The sequence below is a fragment of the Pseudonocardia kunmingensis genome, assembly GCF_006716445.1.
Classification (GTDB): domain Bacteria; phylum Actinomycetota; class Actinomycetes; order Mycobacteriales; family Pseudonocardiaceae; genus Pseudonocardia; species Pseudonocardia kunmingensis.
Genome location: NZ_VFPA01000003.1, coordinates 264,657 through 287,394 on the forward strand (window position 1 = coordinate 264,657; position 22,738 = coordinate 287,394).

The 22,738-nt window shown below is 75.1% G+C and carries 19 protein-coding genes; 12 read left to right on the forward strand and 7 right to left on the reverse strand.

Annotated features, from left to right (window positions below):
* Positions 1-10 precede the first annotated feature (10 nt).
* Together FB558_RS24210 and FB558_RS24215 are read right to left on the reverse strand one after the other, a co-directional pair.
* Positions 11-889 (reverse strand): NAD(P)-dependent oxidoreductase, encoded by an 879-nt coding sequence (locus FB558_RS24210; protein ID WP_142057143.1) that lies wholly within the window; start codon positions 887-889, stop codon positions 11-13.
* Positions 889-1,797 carry an NAD(P)-dependent oxidoreductase gene (locus tag FB558_RS24215; protein ID WP_142057145.1) on the reverse strand — a complete coding sequence of 303 codons (909 nt, stop codon included), beginning with the start codon at positions 1,795-1,797 and terminating at the stop codon, positions 889-891. The genes FB558_RS24210 and FB558_RS24215 overlap by 1 nt, the downstream gene beginning before the upstream one ends.
* A gap of 86 nt (positions 1,798-1,883) precedes the next feature.
* Between FB558_RS24215 and FB558_RS24220 the strand changes: the two genes are divergently transcribed.
* On the forward strand, positions 1,884-5,129 hold the full coding sequence (locus FB558_RS24220) for an AfsR/SARP family transcriptional regulator (RefSeq protein WP_142057147.1): 3,246 nt from the start codon (positions 1,884-1,886) through the stop codon (positions 5,127-5,129).
* Here FB558_RS24220 and FB558_RS24225 read toward each other — a convergent pair.
* From FB558_RS24225 to FB558_RS24245, 5 genes are all read right to left on the reverse strand, one after another.
* A complete protein-coding gene (locus FB558_RS24225; protein ID WP_142057149.1) occupies positions 5,066-5,533 on the reverse strand; it encodes a hypothetical protein in 468 nt (155 codons plus the stop codon). The two genes, FB558_RS24220 and FB558_RS24225, sit on opposite strands and share 64 nt — an antisense overlap.
* Positions 5,534-5,614: 81 nt before the next feature.
* Positions 5,615-6,031 (reverse strand): MarR family winged helix-turn-helix transcriptional regulator, encoded by a 417-nt coding sequence (locus FB558_RS24230; protein ID WP_142057151.1) that lies wholly within the window; start codon positions 6,029-6,031, stop codon positions 5,615-5,617.
* Between the two features lie 20 nt (positions 6,032-6,051).
* Positions 6,052-7,605: a GMC family oxidoreductase gene (locus FB558_RS24235; protein ID WP_142057153.1), complete on the reverse strand. Its 1,554-nt coding sequence runs from the start codon at positions 7,603-7,605 to the stop codon at positions 6,052-6,054.
* Positions 7,605-9,077, reverse strand: a complete 1,473-nt coding sequence (locus FB558_RS24240; RefSeq protein WP_142057155.1) for an aldehyde dehydrogenase family protein — start codon at positions 9,075-9,077, stop codon at positions 7,605-7,607. Before FB558_RS24240 ends, FB558_RS24235 begins: the two co-directional genes overlap by 1 nt.
* A 30-nt stretch (positions 9,078-9,107) precedes the next feature.
* Positions 9,108-10,325: an MFS transporter gene (locus FB558_RS24245; RefSeq protein WP_170231506.1), complete on the reverse strand. Its 1,218-nt coding sequence runs from the start codon at positions 10,323-10,325 to the stop codon at positions 9,108-9,110.
* A gap of 103 nt (positions 10,326-10,428) precedes the next feature.
* Between FB558_RS24245 and FB558_RS24250 the strand changes: the two genes are divergently transcribed.
* The 11 genes from FB558_RS24250 (at position 10,429) to FB558_RS24300 (ending at position 22,649) form a co-directional block, all read left to right on the forward strand.
* The gene (locus tag FB558_RS24250; RefSeq protein ID WP_246106724.1) at positions 10,429-11,502 is read left to right on the forward strand and encodes a LacI family DNA-binding transcriptional regulator; all 1,074 of its coding nucleotides are present in this window, start codon (positions 10,429-10,431) and stop codon (positions 11,500-11,502) included.
* Between the two features lie 43 nt (positions 11,503-11,545).
* Positions 11,546-12,202 (forward strand): response regulator, encoded by a 657-nt coding sequence (locus FB558_RS24255; protein ID WP_211366810.1) that lies wholly within the window; start codon positions 11,546-11,548, stop codon positions 12,200-12,202.
* Between the two features lie 51 nt (positions 12,203-12,253).
* Positions 12,254-12,874, forward strand: a complete 621-nt coding sequence (locus FB558_RS24260) for a TetR/AcrR family transcriptional regulator (RefSeq protein WP_142057159.1) — start codon at positions 12,254-12,256, stop codon at positions 12,872-12,874.
* A gap of 582 nt (positions 12,875-13,456) precedes the next feature.
* Positions 13,457-15,091 (forward strand): ABC transporter substrate-binding protein, encoded by a 1,635-nt coding sequence (locus FB558_RS24265; RefSeq protein WP_142057161.1) that lies wholly within the window; start codon positions 13,457-13,459, stop codon positions 15,089-15,091.
* Complete coding sequence (locus tag FB558_RS24270; protein WP_142057163.1) at positions 15,092-16,048, forward strand: ABC transporter permease; 957 nt, start codon at positions 15,092-15,094, stop codon at positions 16,046-16,048. It begins immediately after the preceding gene.
* A complete protein-coding gene (locus tag FB558_RS24275; RefSeq protein ID WP_142057165.1) occupies positions 16,048-16,932 on the forward strand; it encodes an ABC transporter permease in 885 nt (294 codons plus the stop codon). Before FB558_RS24270 ends, FB558_RS24275 begins: the two co-directional genes overlap by 1 nt.
* Positions 16,933-17,027: 95 nt before the next feature.
* Positions 17,028-18,761, forward strand: a complete 1,734-nt coding sequence (locus FB558_RS24280; RefSeq protein ID WP_211366922.1) for a gamma-glutamyltransferase family protein — start codon at positions 17,028-17,030, stop codon at positions 18,759-18,761.
* 97 nt (positions 18,762-18,858) lie between these two features.
* Positions 18,859-20,502 (forward strand): dipeptide ABC transporter ATP-binding protein, encoded by a 1,644-nt coding sequence (locus FB558_RS24285; RefSeq protein ID WP_142057169.1) that lies wholly within the window; start codon positions 18,859-18,861, stop codon positions 20,500-20,502.
* The gene (locus FB558_RS24290) at positions 20,499-21,140 is read left to right on the forward strand and encodes a GntR family transcriptional regulator (RefSeq protein WP_142057171.1); all 642 of its coding nucleotides are present in this window, start codon (positions 20,499-20,501) and stop codon (positions 21,138-21,140) included. Before FB558_RS24285 ends, FB558_RS24290 begins: the two co-directional genes overlap by 4 nt.
* Positions 21,141-21,203: 63 nt before the next feature.
* Positions 21,204-21,545: a UBP-type zinc finger domain-containing protein gene (locus FB558_RS24295; RefSeq protein WP_142057173.1), complete on the forward strand. Its 342-nt coding sequence runs from the start codon at positions 21,204-21,206 to the stop codon at positions 21,543-21,545.
* A 96-nt stretch (positions 21,546-21,641) separates the two neighbouring features.
* Entirely contained in the window at positions 21,642-22,649 is a 1,008-nt protein-coding gene (locus FB558_RS24300; protein WP_142057175.1) for a Gfo/Idh/MocA family protein, read from the forward strand.
* Positions 22,650-22,738: the final 89 nt, after the last annotated feature.

Consider the following 22,738-nt stretch of genomic DNA (forward strand, 5'->3'; position numbering starts at 1 on the left):
CGGGCTGCGCTTACGACATGGCGCGCTTCGTGATCACCTCGTACAGGCTCGTCCAGTTGTCCCGGCCGTGCCCGGCCGCGATCGTCCGGTCGTAGAGCGACTTGACCGCCTCCGGCAGCACGGTGTCGAGGCCCGCGGCCCGGCTGGCGGCGACGATGTGGTCGGCCGTGGCGCCCATCATCGTGGCCGTGCTGAGGTCACCGGGATAGGTGCGCGCGTCGACGTCCCGAGCGGTCTCGTCGACGTACATCGCGGCCAGCCCGAGGGTGTCCCGGACGTAGGGCATGAGCTCCTTCGCCGGCACCCCCGCCGACCCCACCAGCGCGGCCGCCTGCAGCTCGGCGGCGAGCGCGGTGAGGAACACGGCGAGCAGCGCCTGGTAGAACAGCTGGGCCAGTGCCGGGTCCGCGCCGCGGTAGTCGGGTCGCCCGATCACGCGCAGCGTGGCCTCCTGGGCCTCGAACACCGACTGCGGGCCGCTGTAGAAGACGTACGCGTCGTCGGTGCCGATCATCGGCGCCGGCACCATCACCCCGCCGACGAGCAGCTCGGCGCCGCGCTCGGCCAGCCAGCCTGCCGCCTCCCGCGTCCGCTCGGGCGAGTCCGAGCTGAGGTTGACGACGACGCGCCCGGCCAGCGCGTCGCCGACGTCGCCGAGGATGTCGTACATGGCCTGGTAGTCGGTGAGGCTGAGCACGACGAGCTCGCTCGCCGCCACCGCCTCCGCGGGGGTCGCCGCCTGCGCCGCACCGGCGGCGACGACGTCAGCGGCGCGGCTCGGCGTGCGGTTCCAGACCGTCGTGGGGTGGCCTGCGGCCAGGAACGCGCGGACCATCGCCTGGCCCATCGGGCCCAGGCCGATCAGCGTGACGGGCGTGGGGGTACTCATCAGTTCTCCTTCTGGTTCTCGTCGATGCGGAGCAGGTCGATCACGCCGGTGACGTCCTCGTGGCCGAATCCGTCGGCCACCCGGCGCTGCATGAGCGGGTAGAGCGGGGCGATGAAGTCGGGGCGCACGCCCTGCTCCTGCGCCACCGCCAGGAAGTTGGGGTACGCGGCGGTCTGCATGGCGAGGTTCGAGACCACGCCGGTCACGTAGTCGCCGGAGTCGAGCTGTGCGGCGGTGCTGTCGACGAGCACGCCCATGCCGGTCAGCCAGCGCCGCAGCATCGGCGCGAACTCCGTGGCCGGGACCTCCCCGCGGGTGAGCGCGAAGGCCTGCATCACGCCCATGTACATGCCGTACATGCCGCTGAGCAGCGCGAGGTCCCGCAGGGCGGCCTGGCCGTGGTCGCTGCCCACGTAGACGCTCTCGCCCAGCGCGTCGAGCGCGCCACGGTGGGCGTCGAAGGCCCCCTGCGGGCCGCTGTAGAGCACGAACGCCGCCGGGGTGCCGATCATCGGCGGGACCGCCATGATCCCGCCGTCCAGCAGCTCCGCGCCGTGACCGGCCGCCCAGGACGCCAGCTCCCGGGCCTGGCTCGGCGTGCCGTTGGTGAGGTTGACCAGCACGCGCCCGGCCAGCTCGTCGGCCACGGGGTCGAGCGCCTCGTGCACGGACGCGTGGTCGAGCAGGCACACCACCACGAGCCGGCTCGCCCGCACGGCGTCGGTGAGCGTCGGGGGCGCGACGGCGCCGCGCGCGGCCAGCGCCTGCGCCTTGGCCGGCGTGCGGTTCCACACCGTCGTCGGGCGGCCCGCGGCCAGGAACGCCTCGGCCAGCGCGGTGCCCATGGCGCCCAGGCCGAGCACCGCCACCGCCTTCTCGTCGTCGCCGTTGTCGTTCTCGTTCCTCATGGCGCCACCGTGCGCGGCCGCGCGCACGGTCCACCTACGGTCGGCGCACGGCCGTCGCTGTCGGTGCGGGTGGTTACCGTGACCGCGTGCGATTCGGAGTGCTCGGCCCGCTGGCCGTGTGGACCGCGGACGGCGCCCCGGTGCGGGTGCCGGAGCGGAAGGTCCGCGCGCTGCTGGCCGACCTGCTGGTCCACGAGGGGCGCCCGGTCGCCGTCGACCGGCTCGTCGCGCACCTGTGGGGTGCGCAGGAGCCGCGCGACCCGCTGAACACGCTGCAGACCAAGGTCTCCCAGCTGCGTCGCACGCTCGAGCGCGCGGAGGCGGGCGCGGGCGCCCTCGTGGTCCGGCAGCCGCCCGGCTACCTGCTGCGCGTCGCCGAGGGCGCGCTCGACGTGCACCGGTTCCGCGCGCTCACCGGGCAGGCGCGCGACACGCCCGATCCGCGGGCCCGGGCTCGCGTGCTCGCCGACGCGCTCGCGCTGTGGCGCGGCCCCGCGCTCGCCGACGTCCACGAGGAGCCGTTCGCCGTGGCCGCCGCCCAGCGGCTGGAGGAGGAGCGGCTGGCCGCGGAGGCGGACCGCGCGGAGGCGCGCCTCGCGCTCGGTGACGCGGAGCTCGGCCCGCTCGTCGCCGAGCTGGGCCAGCTCGTGGCGCGCCACCCGGCCCGCGAGCGGCTGCGCGGCCTGCACATGCGCGCGCTCTACCGGGCCGGCCGCCACGGCGAGGCGCTCGCCGGGTTCGCCGAGCTGCGGGCCCGGCTCGTCGACGAGCTCGGCCTCGAACCCGGCCCCGAGATCAGCGCGCTGCAGCGGGCGATCCTCGCCCACGATCCGGCGCTGCAGGGCCCGGCCGCCGCGCCGGCCCCACGGCCCACCATCGCGGCCCCGCTCACCGAGCTGGTGGGCCGCGCCGAGGCGATATCCGGGGTGCGCGAGCGGCTGCGCACGGCGCGGCTGGTCACGCTCACCGGCCCGGGCGGGGTCGGCAAGACCAGCCTCGCGGTGGCGGTCGCGTCCGACACCCCGCACGGCGACGGCGCCTACCTCGTCGAGCTCGCCGGGCTCGACCGGCAGGCCTGCCCGGAGTCGGAGTGGCCCGCCGAGCGGTGGGTGGCCGAGGCCGTCGCGGCCGCGCTCGGCGTCCGCGACGCCGACCGGCTCGTCGCCCGGATCGGCGAGGCGCTGGCCGGCAGGCGGGTGCTGCTGGTGCTCGACAACTGCGAGCAGGTCGTCGAGGCGGTCGCCGCGCTCGCCGAGCAGCTGCTGCGCGCCGCCCCGGAGCTGCGGATCCTGGCCACCAGCCGGGAGCCGCTCGGCGTGGCGGGCGAGGTGCTCCGGGAGGTGCCGCCGCTGGAGCTGCCCTCCGATCCCGAGGGGGCCGACCTCGCCGCCGTGCGCGCCGCGAGCGCGGTGCAGCTGTTCGCGGCGCGGGCCGCGGCGAGCGCGCCCGGGTTCGTCCTGGACGCCACCACGGCGCCGGTCGTCGCGGCGATCTGCCGGCGGCTCGACGGCCTGCCGCTCGCGCTGGAGCTGGCCGCGGGGCGGGTGCGGGCGCTCGGGGTGCACGGGGTGCTGGCCCGGCTCGACGACCGGTTCGCGCTGCTCTCCGGCGGGCCGCGCGGCGCGCCCGACCGGCAGCGCACCCTGCGCGCGGTGATCGACTGGAGCTGGGGGCTGCTCACGCCCGCCGAGCGGGTGGTGCTGCGCCGCCTCGCCGTCCACCCCGAGGGCTGCGACCTGGACGCGGCCGAGGCGGTGTGCGCGGGCGGAGGGGTGGGCCGCGGAGAGGTCCTCGACCTGCTCGCCCGCCTCGTCGACCGCTCGCTGGTGGTCAGCCGCCCCGGGCCGGGCGGGTCACCGCGGTTCCGGCTGCTGGAAACCGTCGCGGCCTACGGGCTGGAGCGCATGGCCGAGGTGGGCGAGCTGGAGCTGGTCCGCCGGCGGCACAGCCGCCACTACCTCGCGCTCGCCGAGCAGGCCGAGCCGGAGCTGCGCCGCGCCGACCAGCAGCACTGGCTGGAACGGCTGGACGCCGAGGCGGCCAACCTGCGCGCCGCGCTCGACCACCTCGTCCAGCAGGCCGACGGCGCCGAGCCGGCGCTGCGGCTGGCGCAGGCGCTGTGCTGGTACTGGTTCCTGCGCGGCCGCATCGGCGAGGCCACCCGGTCGCTGCGGGCCGCGCTCGCCGTGCCCGGTTCCGCGCCCGCCGCCGCCCGCACCCAGGCCGAGGCCTGGCTGGCGGCGCTGCGCGTGCTCGACGGCGAGCCGCCCGACGCGGCCGCTCTCGACCTGTCCGACCTGCCCGACCCGGTGGCCCGCGCCCGCGCCCAGTGGTTCCTCGGCTACGCCCTCACCACCGTGGGCGATGTCCGCGGCGGGCCGCTGACCACCGCCGCCCTCGCCACCTTCGAGGCGCTGGGTGACCGGTGGGGCACCGCCGCCGCCCTCGCCGACCGCGTCAGCCAGCTCCACTACGCCGGCGCCCGCGAGCCGGCCGAGCGGGCCGCGGCGCTGTTCCGCGACCTCGGCGACCGCTGGGGGCAGGTGCAGGCCAGCTTCGCGCTGGGCACGCTCGCCGAGCTCACCGGCGACTACCCCCGCGCCGCCGCGCAGCACCGCACGGGGCTGCGGACGGCCGAGGAGCTCGGGCTGTGGGCGGAGGTGTCCTACCAGCTGTCCTGGCTGGGCCGGATCGCCCTGTTGGAGCGCCGGTTCGCCGAGGCCGACGAGCTGCACCGGCGCGCCGTCGAGCGGGCCGTCGCGCACGGCTTCGCCCCGGGCCGCGTCTTCGGGCTCACCGGCCTCGCCCTCGGCGAGCGCCGCACCGGCCGCCTCGACGCCGCCGAGGAGCACCTGCGGGAGGTCCTCGCCTGGCACCGCGGGGCCGACGCGGAGCTCGCCACCACGCTGATCCACGCCGAGCTGGGGTTCGTCGCCGAGCTCCGCGGCGACGCCGAGGCCGCCCTGCGCCGGCAGCTCGACGGGCACGCGGTCGCCCGCCGCTTCGGCGACCCGCGCGCGCTGGCGCTCGCCCTGGAGGGGCTCGCAGGCGCCGTCGCCCTCGCCGGGGCCCACCCGCACGCCGCCCGGCTGCTCGGGGCCGCCGCCACGGCGCGCGAGGGCGTCGGTGCGCCGCTGCCGGCGGCCGAGCGCGGCGACGTCGACCGGATCACGGCGGCGGCGCAGGCCGCGCTCGGGGTCGACGCGTTCGCCGCGGAGTTCGCCCGCGGCGCCGCCACCGACCCGGACGAGCTGGTCGCCGCGGCGCGCTACGCGTGCTCCCCCGGCCGCACGATCATCAGGACCACGACCACCGCCCACAGCAGGTTGTAGATCCCGGCGAGCATGCTCAGCGAGCGCAGCCGCCCCGCGTCCCCGGGCTCGGCGAGCGCCTGCCCCTGGCGGGGGTAGATCACCAGGGCCAGCAGCAGGCCCGCGGCGGCGGTGAGGAGCATCGCGAGATTGATCCAGATCTCGCCCATCCGGCCCTGCACCACGCCGAGCACGATCCCGACCACCGGCACGACCACGCCGAGCAGCCCGTACACCCGCGTGATGCGGTGCAGCAGCACCGCGACCGCCCGGTTGCGCTCGGCAGGTTCCTCGCGGGCGGGCGCGCCGGCCGGCACGGCCACCGCGACCGGCACGTAGCGGGGGAACAGGCTCGCCGCGACGGCCGAACCTCCGACGAAGACGATGCCCGCGAGCACGTGCACCGACAGCAGCAGACCTTCCACGACCCCTCCTTCAGATTGCCTGAAGGCTAGCAGGCCTTCAGCCGCACTGAAGCAAGCCGCTCCGACTCCCGCTCCGAGGGCTCAGGGAGCGGAGAAGGCGATGCGGACCGTGTCTCCCACCTGCCGGAGCGCGGGGTCGGCGTCCGGGCCGAAGAGCCGGTCGTCGACGTCCGACACGGCGGCCATCGCCTCCTGCAGCATCGCGGCGCCCTCGGAGGTGAGCTCGATGGTGGACGCGGCCCCGGCGCGGGCGGTGCCGTCCTGCACCAGCCCCGCCGCGACGAGCGCCTTCACCGCCGTGTGCACGCTCTGCACGCTGATCCCCGACATCCGCGCCAGCTCGCTGAACGACGCGCCGGGCACGCCGGAGATGTGCCCGAGCAGGCCGAGCCGGCTCACCGTGAGGCCCAGCGGCGCGAGCGCGGCGCTCAGCTCGCCCTCGATCCGGCGGGCGACCGTGAGCAGGACGATCGACGGGCTGGTCGGTGGCGCACTCACGGCTCCAGTGTCCCGATCGCTCAGGAGGCGGCCCGCAGCAGGTCGCTCGCCTTCTCCCCGATCATCATGCAGGTGATGTTCGGGTTGATCGCGGGCAGGAACGGCAGGATCGACGCGTCCGCCACCCGCAGCCCGTCGACCCCGCGCACGCGCAGCTGCGGGTCGACAACTGCAGCGGCGTCCGTGGCCGGGCCCATCTTCGCGGTTCCCGCCGGGTGGTAGACGGTGTTGTGGGTCCTGGTGACGTAGTCGGCGAGCTCGTCGTCGCTGACCGCGTCCGGGCCGGGGGTGAGCTCCCGCGCCACCCAGCCCTTCAGCTGCTCCTGCTCGGCGATGCGCCGGGCCAGCCGCACCCCGGCGAGCATCACGCGCATGTCGTGCCCGTCCGGGTCGGTGAAGTAGCGCGGGTCGACCCGGGGCCGGTCCCGGAAGTCCCGGGTGCGCAGCCGCACGGTGCCCCGCGACCGCCCGCGCGTGACGTTCGGGGTGAGGCAGAACCCGTTGTCGGTGGTCGGGTAGCCCCAGCGCACCGTGTTCAGGTCGAACGGAACCGACCCGTAGTGCATCATCAGGTCCGGCCGGTCCAGACCCTCGCGGGTGCGGGTGAACAACCCGATCTCCCACCACTGCGTGGAGCGCGTGACCATGGGCTGGGCGGCCTCCCACATCACCAGGCCCTCGACGTGGTCGTCCAGGTTCGCCCCGACGCCCGGGGCGTCCACGAGCACGTCGATCCCGAACTCGCGCAGGTGCTCGGCCGGCCCGATGCCCGAGAGCATGAGCAGCTTCGGGCTGTCGATCGCGCCCGCGGCCAGCACCACCTCGCGACGAGCGGTGACCGTGCGGCGGCCCGGACCGATGTCCTGCTGGTACTCGACGCCCGTGGCGCGCGTCCCGTCGAACACCACCCGCGAGGCCCACGCCCCGGTGCGCACCTCCAGGTTCGGGCGCGTGCCCAGGATCGGGTGCAGGTACGCCCGTGACGACGACGCGCGCGTGCCGTCGGGCTCGCGGTTGATCTGGAAGAACCCCGCGCCCTCGCAGACCGTGACGCCCTCGTTGAACCGCACCGTCGGCAGCCCCACGGCCGCGGCCGCCTCCAGCAGGGCCACGCCGCACGGGTCGTCCGGCGCGACCTGCATGATCGTGACCGGACCGCTGCGGCCGTGCCCCTCCCACGGGCCGTCGTTGTTCTCCAGCCGCGCGATGAGCGGCCAGCACTCGTCGGCGCTCCACCCGTCGCAGCCGGCCGCCGCCCACTCGTCGAGGTCCTCGCGCGGCGTCCAGAACGCGATGCACGAGTTGTGCGACGAGCAGCCGCCCAGCACCTTGGCCCGGGCGTGGCGCAGGAAGCTGTTGCCGCGCTCCTGCGGTTCCACCAGGTAGTCCCAGTCGTAGCCGGAGTCGAGCAGCGCCATCCAGTCGGTGAGCTTCAGGATCGCGGGGTCGTCGACGTCGGACGGACCGGCCTCCAGCAGGCACACCGTGGTGCCCGGGTCCTCGGACAGGCGGGCCGCGAGCGCGCAGCCCGCCGATCCGCCGCCGACGACGACGTAGTCGAACGCGCCGGTCATCACACGCCCCCCGTGAACCAGCCCGCCGGACCCGGCTGGGTGTTGTGCCAGATGTGCTTGTGCTCCTGGTACTCGGCCAGGCCGGTCGGGCCGAGCTCGCGCCCGTTGCCCGACCGCTTGAAGCCGCCCCACTCCGCACCCGGGACGTACGGACCGAAGTCGTTGATCCAGATCGTGCCGTGCCGCAGGGCGCGGGCGACGCGCTCGGCGCGCCCGGCGTCGCCCGTCCAGACGGCGCCGGACAGCCCGTACTCGGTGTCGTTGCCGAGCGCGATCGCCTCCTCCTCGCTGGTGAACCGCTCCACGGTGAGGATCGGGCCGAAGGTCTCCTCGCGGATCACCCGCATGTCGCGCCGGACGTCGGCGATCACCGTGGGCCGGTAGAAGAACCCGTTGCGCAGCCCGGGCTCGTCGGGCCTGCGCCCGCCCGCCACCACGCGGGCGCCCTCCGCACGCGCCGACGCCACGAAGTCCTCGATCTTCGCCAGCTGCGCGGCCGAGACCAGGGGGCCCGACTCCGTGTCCTTGTCCATCCCGTTGCCCAACCGGATGCGGTCGGCGCGCCGGGCCAGCTCGGCGACGAGGTCGTCGTGCAGCGCGTCCTCGACGATCAGCCGGGCGCCGGCCGAGCAGACCTGGCCCGCGTGCAGGAAGACGGCGGTGAGGGCGTTGTCGACGACGGTCTCGAAGTCGGTATCGGCGAAGACGATGTTCGGGTTCTTGCCGCCCAGCTCCACCGCGACCCGCTTCACGGTGGTGGCGGCCGCGCGCATGATGGCCTGCCCCGTGGCGAGGCCGCCCGTGAAGCTGACCATGTCGACGTCCGCGTGCTCGGACAGCGGGGCGCCGACGGACCGCCCGTCGCCGAGCAGGATGTTCACGACGCCACGCGGGGCGCCCGCCTCCTCCAGCAGGCGCACGAGCAGCACCGAGGTCAGCGGGGTGACCTCGCTCGGCTTGATCACGACGGTGTTGCCTGCGGCCAGCGCGGGCGCGACCTTCCAGGACAGCTGCAGCAGCGGGTAGTTCCACGGCGTGATCAGCACGCAGACGCCGACCGGCTCGTGCACCACCCGGCTGACGACGGCCGGGTTGCCGGTGTCGACGAGCCGGCCCGCGTCCTTGCCTGCGAGGTCGGCGTAGTAGCGGAACACGCCGGTGACGTCGTCGACGTCGATGCGGCTCTCGACCAGGGTCTTACCGGTGTCGAGGGTCTCGACGCGCGCGATCTCCTCCTTGTCGCGCACGAGCAGGTCGGCCACCCGGTGCAGCAGCGCGCCGCGCTCGCCCGCCGCGGTCCCGGGCCACGGGCCGGTGTCGAACGCGGCCCGCGCTGCGGCGACCGCGCGCTCGACGTCGTCCGGTCCGGCCTGGTCGATCGTCTCGACCACGGAGGCGTCGAACGGGTTCACGACCTCGGCGCTGCCGCCGGATCCGGAGGTCCAGGTTCCGTCGATGAAGAGGCTGGGCACGCGCTGATCGTCCTCGCTGACGCGCCGACGTCAAGCGGGGGCACCCGTCCCGGACCCCGCCGGTCGCGCCGGGACGCGCGGCCGGGCCGCCCCGGCGGCGAGCAGGCCCAGCAGCAGGGCCCCGAGCACCACGAACAGGGCATTCAGGATCCCGACGTGCTCGCCGAGCAGCCCGATCAGCGGCGGCCCCGCGATGAACGCCGTGTAGCCGATCGAGCTGACCACCGAGACGCGCGCGGCGGCGCGGGCGGGGTCGTCGGCGGCGGCGCTCATGCCCACCGGGAACCCCAGCGAGGCCCCGACCCCCCAGAGCAGGGCCCCGCCGAGCGCAACGGGCGTCGAACCGCCGAGCAGCACCAGCAACAGGCCGGCCAGCGCGATCACCGCGGTGGCCCGCAGCACCGGGACGCGCCCGTAGCGCTCCAGCGCCGCGCCACCGAACATCCGCCCGATGGTCATCGCGGCGACGAAGAACCCGAAGGTGATCGCCCCGAGGGTCTCGCTCTCGCCGTAGCCGTCGACCATCGCGATGGCGGCCCAGTCGTTCGCCGACCCCTCGGTGAACGCGAACGCCAGCACCAGCAGCCCGACGGCCAGCGTGCGCGGCTCCCGCCACGCGGCGAGCACCCCGGAACCCGACGAGGTCTCCCCCGCCTCGGCCTCCGGCACCGGCAGGAACCGGCGCACGGCCAGCGTGACGACGATCGGGAGCGCCACCACGACGCCGACCAGCTGCATCGGCAGCGAGACGCCGACGGCGGCGCACACCGCGGCGATGGCGGCACCGGCCACCGTGCCGAGGCTGAAGCCCGCGTGCAGCCGGGGCATGAGGGAGCGACCGAGCCTGCGCTCCACGTCGGCGCCCTCGACGTTCATGGCGACGTCCCAGACCCCGGTGCCGAGGCCGGTGAAGGCCAGGCCGAGCGCCGCGATCAGGACCTGCCCGACCGACATGCCGACCGCGAGCAGCGCCAACCCGAACGTGAGCGACAGCGCACCGGCGAGGACCGCGCGGGCCGGTCCGAGCCGGTGCACGAGCGGCCCGGACAGCGGCAGCCCCGCCACCGAACCGCCCGAGGCGCAGAGCAGCAGCAGGCCGAGCTGCGCGGTGGACAGCCCGAGCGCGTCGCGCAGCGCGGGCGTGCGCGCGATGAACGACGAGAACGCGAAGCCCGCCGCGATGAAGGCGACGGATACGGCCGTGCGCGCCCTCAGTGCCTCGGTGGAGGGCAGCGCCTTGGTGGTCACATCGGCTCCCGTCGGGATGTCGAATCGATTCGATCGCGTTCACCGTACGCGGCGCGCACGCCGGGCTCAACGGAGATGTGGCCCATCCCGCTACCGTTCGGGCGTGTCCTCCCGTCCGACGCTCGCCGCCGTCGCGGCGCGTGCCGGCGTGTCCCCGTCCACGGCGTCCCTCGCCTTCGCCGACAGCCCGCGCGTCGCCCCCGCCACCCGCGAACGCGTGCTCACCGCGGCCGCCGAGCTCGGGTACGCGGGCCCGGACCCCCTCGCGGCATCGCTGCGCCGCGGCCGCAGCGGCGTCGTCGGCGCGTTCATCGGCGAGCGGCTGCTCTACGCGTTCCGCGACCCGGTGGCCCTGCAGCTGCTCGACGGGATCAGCGAGGTGCTCGGCTCCCACGACGTCGGGCTGCTGCTGCTCGCCGGTGACGCCGGCCGCCCGTCGACCACCCAGATCGCGCGCATCCCGCTGGACGCGGCCATCTTCGCCACCTGCGGACTCGAGGACGACCCCGCGCTCGACCTGCTGCGCGCGCGCGGCGTGCCCGTCGTCGCGGTCGAGGGCCCGGTCGTCGACGGCGTCGTGCTCGTCGACATCGACGACCGCCGCGGCACCCGCGACCTCGCCCGCCACCTGCACGACCTCGGGCACCGGCGCGTCGCGCTCGTCGCGATGCCGCTGCGCCTGGACGGCACCCGCGCCCCGGTCTCCGCCGCACGCCGCGCCCGGGCGCACTACCGCGACGTGCGGCACCGCATCGAGGGTGTCGAGGACGTCTTCGGTCCGGTCCCGGTGTACGAGACGTCCAGCAACGCCGTCGACGAGGGCGCCGCGGCCGCGCGGGTCCTGCTCGGCGTGGCCCCGGACCGGCGGCCCACCGCGGTCGTCGCGCAGAGCGACATCCTGGCGGCCGGGGTGCTGCAGGCCGCCGACGAGCTCGGGTTGCGGGTGCCGCAGGACCTGTCCGTCGTCGGGTTCGACGGCGCGGACCTGCCGTGGTTGGCGCCCGCCCGGCTCACGACGGTGGTCCAGCCGAGCGCGGAGAAGGGCCGAGCGGCGGCGCAGGCCGCGATGGACCTGGTGGCCGGGGACGCGCCCGACGACCTGATGCTGCCGGTGACGCTGCGGATCGGCACGACGAGCGGACCGGTTCCGTCGTCCGATCGGTCGGTCCGGCGGTAGACCGGCCGCGGGCGGGAACCCACCGGACATGGTGGTGCGCGTCGTGGTCGTCGATCGGCAGCCCCTGTTCCGCAGGCAGCTCGAGGAGTCGCTGCCTGCGGTCACCGACGGCGGGGTGCGCGTCGTCGCGGGCACGGACCTCGCCGCGAACGCCGCGCTGCTGGTCCGCCGCCACCAGCCCGACGTGGTGCTCCTGGACCTCGAGCTGGCCGCGCCCGGCGCACTGGCCGCCCTCACCGCGGTGCGCCGCGTCCAGCCGCGGTTGCCCGTGCTGGCGCTCGTCCGCAGCCACGCCGAGCACCGGCCCCTTGTCGAGGCGCTCGCGGCGGGCGCCAGCGGCGTGCTGCTGAAGACCCGGGCGCCGGCCGAGCTGGCCCCTTCGCTGCTGGCGGCGAGCGCAGGCGTCGCCCCCGCCCCGCGGTCCGCCTGCCCGGCGTTGACGGACGCCGAACAGCACCTCTGGGCACTCATCGCGGGCGGCGCGAGCACGTCGCAGATCGCGAGGGAGCTGCACGTCTCCGAACGCACGGTCAAGCGGCTCACCGCGCGCCTGCTGCGCACCCTCGGGGCCGCCAACCGCACCGAGGCCGCGGCGCTCGCCGGCCGTGCGGGCATGCTCGACGGCTCCGCGCGACCCGAGGCGACCATCCCGACGCCGCGCCCCGCGGCCGTCCCGTCGCTCCCCCGCCCGCCGCGGTAGCTCGGAGGCGAAAGGGTCAACGCTGACCGGAACCGGCTACCCTCCGGCGCCATGGCCCCCTCGGCGACCCGGCGCGGGCGCCGCGAGGAGCGCACCGCCACCAGCCGCACCCGGATCCTCGACGCCGCGGTGGCCTGCCTGGTCGAGAGCGGCTACGCCGGCGCCACGACGCTGCGCATCCAGGCCCGCGCGGGCGTGTCCCGCGGCCGGCTGCTGCACCACTTCCCGTCGCGCGACCAGCTGCTCGTCGCCGCGTCCCGGCACCTGGCGGTCGAACGGCTGCGACGCACCGGCGCGCGCATCGAGGGCCTGGAGGGCCTGTCCGGCCCCGAGCGGCTCGACCGGGCCATCGAGCTGATGTGGGAGACCTTTTCCGAACCGCACTTCTGGGCGGCCGTCGAGCTCTGGACCGCCGCCCGCACCCGCGACGAGCTGCGCGCGGCACTGCTGCCCGAGGAGCGCGAGATCGGCGCGGCCATCCGCGCCGGCATGGACCGCTTCTACGGCCCCGAACTCGTCACGCACCCCGCGTACCCGCAGGTCCGGGACCTGCTGTTCACGAGCATGCGCGGCGTCGGCCTCGCCTACGCCCTGGAACACCGCGACCCGCGGACCGACCCCCACCTGCCCCTGTGGAAGCAACTGGCCCGCACCCTCCTGCCACCCCCCTGACCCGCGAGTCCCCCAAACCGACAGCGCGAGTCCCCCAAACCAACAGCGCGAGTCCCCCAAACCGACAGCGCGAGTCCCCCAAACCAACAGCGCGAGTCTCCCGAACCGACAGGGCGAGTACCGCGGTTCTTCCGAGCGAGTCGTTGCGTCGAGCGTCGGCACGCACGGCCGACGGGAGCCGCCACCCCAGGAGACACGCCCGCCGTCGCCGCCGTGATGCGACACGTACAGGTCCCGCGCCCGCACGGGCCGACCGTCGCAGCTCCCGGCAGGCCGATGACGACGTGCCGAACCCGAGACGCGCCCGGCTGAGACGGGAGACTCGCCCTGCTCCAACGAGAGACTCGCCCGGCTGCGACGGGAGACTCGCGCTGTCGGTTCGGGAGACTCGCGCGGCTGCGACGGGAGACTCGCGCGGTTGGAACAGGGGACTCGCCTTGCGCTGACGCGGGGCTCCGGCGCCCAGCCGGTTCCGGGATGCGGCGATGGTCACACTGGGTTTAACTCGCCGGAAACCTTGCTGCCTGGCGCACATTTGTATACATCTGATGTCCCTCCGCTCCGTCCCGAAGGACCCGCCTCGTGCCCCTCCCTCGCCCGCTCGCCGTGGCCCTCGGCGGCGTGCTCGCGGTCGTCCTCACCGCCTGCATCCCCGTGCAGCCCGTCGAGCCCGCCCCACCCCGCCCGGACGTCCCGGGCGTCGGGTTCGACGGCCGCCCGGTCCGCGAGGGCGGCGACCTCGTCATGGCGCTGTCGTCCGAGCCCGACCGGCTCGACCCCACGACGTCGTCGTCGCTCTACACGCGCTACGTGATGAACACGATGTGCGAGAAGCTCTACGACATCGACGCCGCGGGCGAGCTCGTCCCGCAGCTGGCCACGGCTCTGCCGACGGTCTCCGCGGACGGCCTGACCGTGACGATCCCGGTGCGCACCGGCATCTCCTTCGCCGACGGCACCCCGTTCGACGCCGCCGCGGTGGCCACCACCCTCGAGCGCAACCTCACGATGGAGGGCTCCAAGCGCAAGGGGGAGCTGGGGCCGATCAGCGGCATCGAGGTGGCGGACCCGACCACCGTGGTGGTGCGCTACGAGCAGCCGTTCGCCCCGCTGACGGCGTCGCTGGCCGACCGGGCCGGCATGATCATGTCGCCTGCGGCCCTCGCCGAGCTGGGCGCCGACTTCAGCAGCGCGCCGGTGTGCGTCGGGCCGTTCCGGTTCGCCGAACGCGTGCCGCAGACCTCGATCACGGTCGTGCGCGACCCGAACTACTACGACGCCGACCAGGTCCACCTCGACTCGATCACCTACCGGATCATGACGGACGCGAACATCCGCGCCGCCAACCTGCGCTCCGGCGACGTCCAGGTGGCCGACACGATCTCCCCGCAGGACGTCGACTCGCTGCAGCTGGAGCGCGGGATCGGGGTCCTGCAGATCGGCTCGCTGGGCTACCAGGGCATCACGTTCAACGTCGGCAACGTCGCAGGCGTCGGCGAGCCGCCGCAGCCGATCGACACGCCGATCGCCTCCGACCCCCGGGTGCGTCAGGCGTTCGCGCTGTCGGTGGACCGCACGACGCTGGTCAACGCCGTGTTCAACAACTGGCACGAGCCGGCGTGCTCGCCGATCTCCCCCGCCAGCCCGTTCTCGACGCCCGCGAGCGAGGCCTGCCCGCCCTACGACCCGGCGCGGGCGCGGCAGCTGCTCGCCGAGGCCGGCGTGCCGACGCCGTACCCGCTCACCGTGCTGGTGAGCAACCAGCAGGATCAACTCCGGCTGGTCCAGGCGCTGCAGGCCAGCGTGCGCGCGGGTGGCTTCGAGATCACGATCCAGCCGATGGAGTACTCGACGCTGCTCGACACGCAGGACCGCGGCGACTTCGAGGTCCTGCAGCTGGGCTGGTCGGGGCGCATCGACCCGCACGGCAACATGTTCCCGTTCCTGGCGACCGGCTCGGCCGACAACGTCGCCGGCTACAGCAATCCCGAGGTGGACCGGCTGCTCCGCGAGGCGACGCAGGTCAACGACCGGCCCACCCGCGCGGCGCTCTACGGCCAGGTGGTGGAGATCATCCAGCGGGACGTGCCGCTGCTCTACCTCTACCGGCAGCGCAACCTCACCGCGTACACCACCGACGTCGCGGGCATCGCGACCTACGCCGACGGCGTCGTGCGGCTCGGCAGGGCCGGCTTCCTCGCCGAGGAGGGCGAATAAGTGAGCCGCTACCTGTTGACCCGGCTCGGCCAGGGTCTGATCACCCTCGTGCTGGCCTCGATCGTCGTGTTCATCGGCGTGCGCGCCCTCCCCGGCGACCCGGCCCGCGCGCTCGCGGGTGAGGACGCCAGCCCGGAGGCGGTGGCCGCCCTGCGCGCGCAGCTGGGGCTCGACGAGCCGGTCGTCGTGCAGTACGCCCGGTTCCTGGGCAACGCGCTGTCCGGCGACCTGGGCGAGTCGGTGCGCACCGGCACCCCGGTCACCGAGCTGATCGCCACGACCCTGCCGGTGACGGCGTGGCTGTCGCTGTACGCGATCGTCGTCGCCGTCGTCGTCGGGATGGCCGCGGGTGCGCTCGCGGCCGTGAACAAGGGCCGCTGGCCGGACCTCGCCGTCGGCGGGGTGTCGCTGCTGTCGCTCTCGGTGCCCAACTTCTGGCTCGGGCTGCTCGCGATCCTCTACCTCGCCGTCGGGCTCGGCTGGTTCCCGGCGTCGGGGTACGTGGCCGTCGGCGAGGAGCCGCTGCGCGCGCTGTGGCACCTCACCCTGCCCGCGCTGATCCTCGGCACCGGCCTCGCCGCGATCGTGATGCGCCAGACCCGGGCGTCGATGATCGACGCGCTGTCCGCCGACTATGTGCGCACCGCCCGCGCGAAGGGTTCCTCGCGCGGCACCGTGGTGATCCGCTACGCGATGCGCAACAGCCTGATCGTCGTGGTGACGATCGTCGGGCTGCAGCTGGGCGGGCTGATCTCCGGCGCCGTCGTCACGGAGCGGATCTTCGGGCTCCCCGGCTTCGGCAAGCTCACCCTCGACAGCGTCTTCAGCCGCGACTACCCGGTGATCCAGGGCGTCGTGCTGGTGGTGACGCTCGCCTACATCCTGATCAACCTCGCCGTCGACGTCCTGTACTCGGTGATCGACCCGCGGATCCGGGTCGCAGGGGGGAACACCTGATGGCTCTCGTGACGCCGGAAGTCGGCACCGACGACGAGCTGGGCAGCCGCCGCGGCCGGGTGCTGTCCGGCCTGCTGCACCACCGGCTCGGCGTGGTCGGCGGCGCGCTGCTGCTGATCGTGGTGCTCGCCGCGCTGCTCGCCCCGTGGATCGCCCCCTACCCGGCCGACGAGGTGCACTTCGACACGCCGTTCCAGCTGCCGCGCACCGTCGGCTTCCCGCTGGGCACCGACGACCTCGGCCGCGACATCCTCTCCCGCATCCTCTACGGCACGCGCGCGTCGCTGCAGGTCGGCGTGCTGGCGGTGGCGCTGGCGATCGTGGTGGGCGCGCCGCTCGGGCTGCTCGCGGGCTACTGGCGGTGGCTGGACGCGCTCGTCTCCCGGCTGACGGACCTGCTGCTGGCGTTCCCGTTCCTCATCGTCGCGGTCGGGCTCGCGGCCATCAACGGCGCCAGCCTGGCCAACGCCGCGATCGCGCTCGGCCTCGCCCAGGTCCCGACCATGATCCGCGTGGTGCGCGCGGAGACGCTGCGGCTCAAGGGCCACGAGTTCGTGCTCGCCGCCCGCACCATGGACGCCTCGGGCGTGCGCATCCTCGCCACGCACGTGCTGCCCAACGCGATGTCGTCGATCATCGTGCAGGCCACCGTGATCATGCCGGTCGCCGTGATCGGCGAGGCGCTGCTGTCGTTCCTCGGGCTCGGCATCCAGCCGCCCAGCCCGAGCCTGGGCATCATGCTCTCCGACGCCCAGCAGTACATCGTCCGCGCGCCGTACGCGGCGCTGTTCCCCGGCCTCGCGATCGTCGTGATCTGCCTGGCCTTCAACCTGTTCGGCGACGCCCTGCGGGACGTGCTGAGCCCCGGCTCCCGCCGCAAGTAGCCCGGCTCCCGCCGTAAATGATCGAGAGGAATTCAGTGACCTTCGTCCCGCCCGCCGAGTTCACCACGCGCCCCACCCTGCAGGGCACGTTCGGCATGTCGGCCACCACGCACTGGCTGGCCACCGCCACCGCGCAGGCCGTGCTGGAGCGCGGCGGCAACGCCTTCGACGCCGCCACCGCGGCCGGGTTCGTGCTGCACGTCGTCGAGCCGCACCTCAACGGCCCGGGCGGTGACCTGACGGGGGTCTTCGCCACGTCGAGCGAGCCGACGCCGCGGGTGCTGATGGGCCAGGGCCCTGCGCCCGCCGGCGCCACGATCGCGCACTACCGCGGCGAGGGTCTCGACCTCGTCCCGGGCGCCGGCGGGCTGGCCGCCGCGATCCCCGGTTCGGTGGACGCGTGGCTGCTCCTGCTGGACGAGCACGGCACGTGGGAGCTCGCCGACGTCCTCGCCTTCGCCATCGGCTACGCCCGCGACGGGCACCCGGTCGTCGGGCGGGTCGGGACGACGATCGAGACGGTGGCGCAGCTGTTCACCGAGCACTGGCCGACGTCGGCGCAGCTGTGGATGCCCGAGGGGCGCGCGCCGCGCGAGGGCGAGGTGATCCGCAACGCCGCGTACGCGCGCACGCTCGAGCGGCTGCTGGAGGCCGGCGCCGGGGCGGGCGACCGGCGCGGGCGGATCGCGGCGGCCCGGCGGGAGTGGAAGGAGGGCTTCGTCGCGCGCGAGGCGGTCGCGTTCCTGCGCACCCCGCACCGGCACTCCTCGGGCACCGACCACGCCGCCGTCATCACCGAGGCCGACTTCGCGGGCTTCTCGGCCTCGTTCGAGCCCGCCGTCACGCTCGACTTCCGCGGCACGACGGTCGCCAAGACGGGCGCGTGGGGCCAGGGCCCGATGCTGCTGCAGACCCTCGCGATCCTCGACGGCCTGCCCGACGAGGCCATGGACCCGTCCACCGCAGAGGGCGCGCACCACGTGCTGGAGGCGCTCAAGCTCGCCCTCGCCGACCGCGACGCGCACTACGGCGAGGACATCGCCGACGGCGCGCTGGAGACGCTGCTCTCGGCCGACTACGCCCGCGAGCGCCGCGCGCTGATCGGGGCCGAGGCCTCGCACGAGTTCCGGCCCGGGCGGCCCGACGGGCGGGAGCCGTTCGTGCCGCCGCTGGACGAGGAGCCGGACGAGGCCGCGGCGGCGGGCGTCGGCGAGCCGACCGTCGTACTGTCCGGGGAGACCCGCGGCGACACCTGCCACGTCGACGTGGTGGACCGGTGGGGCAACGTCGTCGCCGTCACGCCGTCGGGCGGCTGGCTGCAGTCCTCGCCGACGATCCCGGAGCTCGGGTTCTGCCTCGGCTCCCGGCTGCAGATGACCTGGCTGACCGAGGGCACCCCGTCCTCGCTCAAGCCCGGCGCGCGGCCGCGCACGACCCTCACCCCGACGCTGCTGCTGCGCGACGGGCAGCCGGTGGCCGCGCTCGGCTCCCCCGGCGGCGACCAGCAGGACCAGTGGCAGCTGCTCTACCTGCTGCGCACGCTCGTGGGCGGCTACTCGCCGCAGCAGGCGATCGACGCCCCCGCCCTGCACACCACGTCCATGCCGGGGTCGTTCTGGCCGCGGACCTGGACGCCCGGCGGCGCCGTCGTCGAGGACCGGCTGGGCGAGGACGTCATCGCCGAGCTGGAGCGGCGCGGGCACCGGATCACCCGCGGCGGGGACTGGAGCCTCGGGCGCCTGTCCAGCGTCGGTCGCGACCCGGCCACCGGCGTGCTGAGCGCCGCGGCGAACCCGCGCGGCGCGCAGGGCTACGCGGCCGGTCGCTGAGCCCCTTCCTCGAGGAGACCCCGATGAGCGAGCTTGCGCGCGAATCATGTGACAGCGCCCGCGCGAAGCGCCGGCCGAGCGCCGGCGGGGCCGAGCGATGAGCAGCGCCACTCCGGAGAACCCCCCGCTGCTGCGGATCCGCGACCTGGAGGTCGCCTACGCCGGGAGCGGCGGGCTGCGGCCCGTCGTCCACGGCGTGGACCTCACCGTCCGGCGCGGGCACCGGGTCGCGGTCGTGGGCGAGTCGGGGTCCGGGAAGTCGACGAGCGCGGCCGCCGCGATCGGCCTGCTGCCCGGCACCGGCCGCGTCACCGGCGGATCGATCGAGTTCGACGGCGAGGACGTCACGCGCGCCATCACGACCGGCGACGAGCGGCGGTTGCGCCGGCTGCGGGGGCGCGAGATCGGCCTGGTGCCCCAGGACCCGATGTCCAACCTCAACCCGGTGGCGCGGGTCGGGCGCCAGATCGCCGAGACGCTCGTGACGCACCGGCTGGCGCGCGGGCGGGCGGCGCGCGAGCGGGCCGTCGAGCTCATGACCGAGGCCGGCATCCCGGACGCCGCGCGGCGCGCCCGGCAGTACCCGCACGAGTTCTCCGGCGGGATGCGCCAGCGCGTGCTCATCGCGATCGCGCTGGCCTGCGAGCCGCGGCTGCTCATCGCCGACGAGCCCACCTCGGCCCTCGACGTCACCGTGCAGCGGCAGATCCTCGACCACCTGGAGCGGCTCACCGCGGCGCGCGGCACGTCGCTGCTGCTGATCACCCACGACCTCGGGCTCGCCGCCGAGCGGGCCGACGACGTCGTCGTGATGTGGCAGGGGCGGGTGGTGGAGACCGGCCCGGCCGCGCAGATCCTGCGCGACCCGCAGCACGAGTACACGCGGCGGCTGATCGCGGCCGCCCCCTCGGTGGCGGCCGGCCGCAGCCGCGCCGTCCCGGTGGCGCCGGTGACCGGTGCCGCACCGGCGCTCGAGGTCACCGACCTGGTCAAGACCTACCGGGTGCGCGGGCAGCGGGAGCCGCTGCGGGCCGTCGACGGTGTCTCGTTCGCCGTGCCGGAGGGGACCACCACCGCGATCGTCGGCGAGTCCGGCTCCGGCAAGACCACCACGGCCCGGATGGTGCTGGGGCTCGAGCAGCCGACCGCGGGGAGCATCGCGATCGGCGGGCGCAGCTTCGCCGGTGCCGACCGGCGCGGGCGCCGTGCCATCCGCCGGGACATGCAGCCGGTGTTCCAGGACCCGTACGGCTCCCTCGACCCGGTGCTGCCGGTCGAGCGCCTGATCGACGAGCCGCTGCGCGTGTTCGGGATCGGCGACGGCGCGTCCCGGCGCAAGCGGGTGGCCGAGCTGCTCGACCACGTCGCGCTCCCCCGCGCCGCCGCCCAGCGCCACCCCGTGGAGCTGTCCGGCGGGCAGCGCCAGCGCGTCGCGATCGCCCGGGCGCTGGCGCTCGCGCCGAAGCTGGTGATCTGCGACGAGGCCGTGTCGGCGCTCGACGTGCTGGTCCAGGACCAGATCCTCGAGCTGCTCACCCAGCTGCAGCGCGACCTCGGGCTGTCGTACCTGTTCATCGCCCACGACCTCGCGGTGGTGCGCCTGATCGCCCACGACGTGCTGGTGATGCGGCGCGGCCGGATCGTCGAGCACGGCAGCACCGCCGACGTCTTCGACCGCCCGCAGGACGAGTACACCCGCGCGCTGCTGGACGCGATCCCCGGCGCCACGATGACGGCGTGAGCGGGGCCGCGGGCCGGGTGCTGCGCGAGCTGCGCGGTGACATCCTGCGCGGCGCGCTGGCGCAGGGCACCCGGCTCACCGAGTCGAGCCTGTGCGGGCGCTACGACGTGTCCCGGGTCCCGGTGCGGGAGGCCCTGCGCACGCTCGCCGCCGAGGGGTTCGTCGACGTGCGGCCGGGTTCCGGGGCCACGGTCGCCACGATCTCCACCGACGACGCCGCCGACCTGTACGCGGTGCGCTGCACCATCGAGGAGATCACCGCGCGGCGCTGCGCCGCCCGTGTGGCCGCGGGCGGGGCGGACGGCCTGGTCGCGCGCCTGGACGAGATCGTCACCGCCGGCCTCGCGGCCGTGCGCGCCGGCGAGCCTGCGGACCTACCCGCCCTGAACACCCGCTTCCACCTGACGATGGCCCGCGAGAGCGGCAGCGCCAGCCTGCTGTCGCTGTTCCGGCAGGTCGCCGACCGCATCCAGTGGATCTACGCGGCGAACGTGGACGTGCAGGGCGAGCGGTCGTGGACCGAACACCGGGGCATCCTGGCGGCGATCTCGGCGGGCGACGAGACCGTGGCGGCCGAGCGTGCGGGCGAGCACATCGCGAACTCCCGCAGGGCCTTCCTGGAGACCCGCCCGACCTGACGCACCCGCACACCCGGCCTCCACTTCACACGAGTCGCCCCCGGGGCGGTCCATGATGGCGGGATGACCGACGGGATCGACACCCCGGCCGCGCCGAGCGGCCCCGGCTGCAGCGAGTGCGACGCCGCCGGCGGCTGGTGGGTGCACCTGCGCCGGTGCGTCCGGTGCGGCCACGTCGGCTGCTGCGACAGCTCGCCCGCGCAGCACGCCACCGCCCACTTCCGCTCCACCGGCCACCCGCTCGTGCGCAGCTTCGAGCCCGGGGAGAGCTGGTACTGGGACTACAGCACCAGCAGCGCCGCGGAGGGCCCCGACCTCCCCGACCCCCAACACCGCCCGCTGGACCAGCCGGTCCCGGGGCCGGCCGGACGGGTCCCGCAGGACTGGCGAGCGCACATCCACTGACGTGAGACCGCACCTCGGAGCCTTACTGCCGTTCCTGGCGCCGAAAAAGAGCAGGAGGGCTCCAAGGTGCTCCGGGGTGCGGGGGAAGATCTCCCCGTGGAACCTCTCCGGATCGGTGTTCTCGGCGCTGCCCGCATCTCCGTCGCCGCCATCGTCGGCGCCGCGCAGCTGACCGGCGCCCGCCTCGTCGCCGTCGCCGCCCGTGACCACGCCCGCGCATCGGCCTTCGCCGCCGAGCACGGCGTGGAGCGGGTGCTCGCCTCCTACGCAGACGTCCTCGCCGACCCCGAGGTGGAGGCCGTCTACAACCCGCTCGCGAACGGGCTGCACGGCCCGTGGAACCTCGCGGCGCTGGCGGCGGGCAAGCACGTGCTCACCGAGAAGCCGTCGGCGAGCAACGCCGACGAGGCCCGCGAGGTGCGCGACGCCGCCGCCCGCAGCGGCCTGGTCTTCATGGAGGCCTTCCACTACCTCTACCACCCGGTCGCGCAGCGGATCCTGGACGTGGCCGGCTCCGGCGAGATCGGCGAGCTGCACCACGTCGAGGTGCACATGGAGATCCCGTCGCCGCCGGACGGCGACCTGCGCTGGTCGCTCCCGCTCGCCGGCGGCGGGCTGATGGACGTGGGCTGCTACGGCCTGCACCTGCTGCGGGTGCTGGGCCGCGTCGCCGGCGGTGCCCCGCACGTCACCGGCGCCGCCGGACGCGAGCACGCCCGCCACCGCGGCGTGGACGAGTGGCTGCGGGCCGAGCTCGCGTTCCCCGGCGGCGCCACGGGCGTGGTGCACAGCTCGATGGCCGCCGACGAGGTCCGGATGACGGCGCACCTCGTCGGCAGCCGCGGCGAGCTGAGCGCGGCGAACTTCGCCGTGCCGGGGCGCGACGACCGCATCCGCGTCACGGCGGGCGGGTCGGAGCGCGAGGAACGCCCGGGCCTGCGCCCGTCCTACGCCTACCAGCTCGAGGCGTTCACCGCCGCCGTCCGCGACGGCGTCCCGGTGCCGACCGACGCCGACGACGCCGTGGCCACCGCCGAGCTGATCGACGAGTGCTACCGGGCCGCCGGCTTCGCCCCGCGCCCGCGGTCCGCGCCGGTCGGCTGAAGATGATCGCTGCGAGCCGCACACCATCGCGGCCGGGACGACGATGGCGTGCGGGTCGTGGCGATCATGCCGCCGTCGCGGCGGCCTCA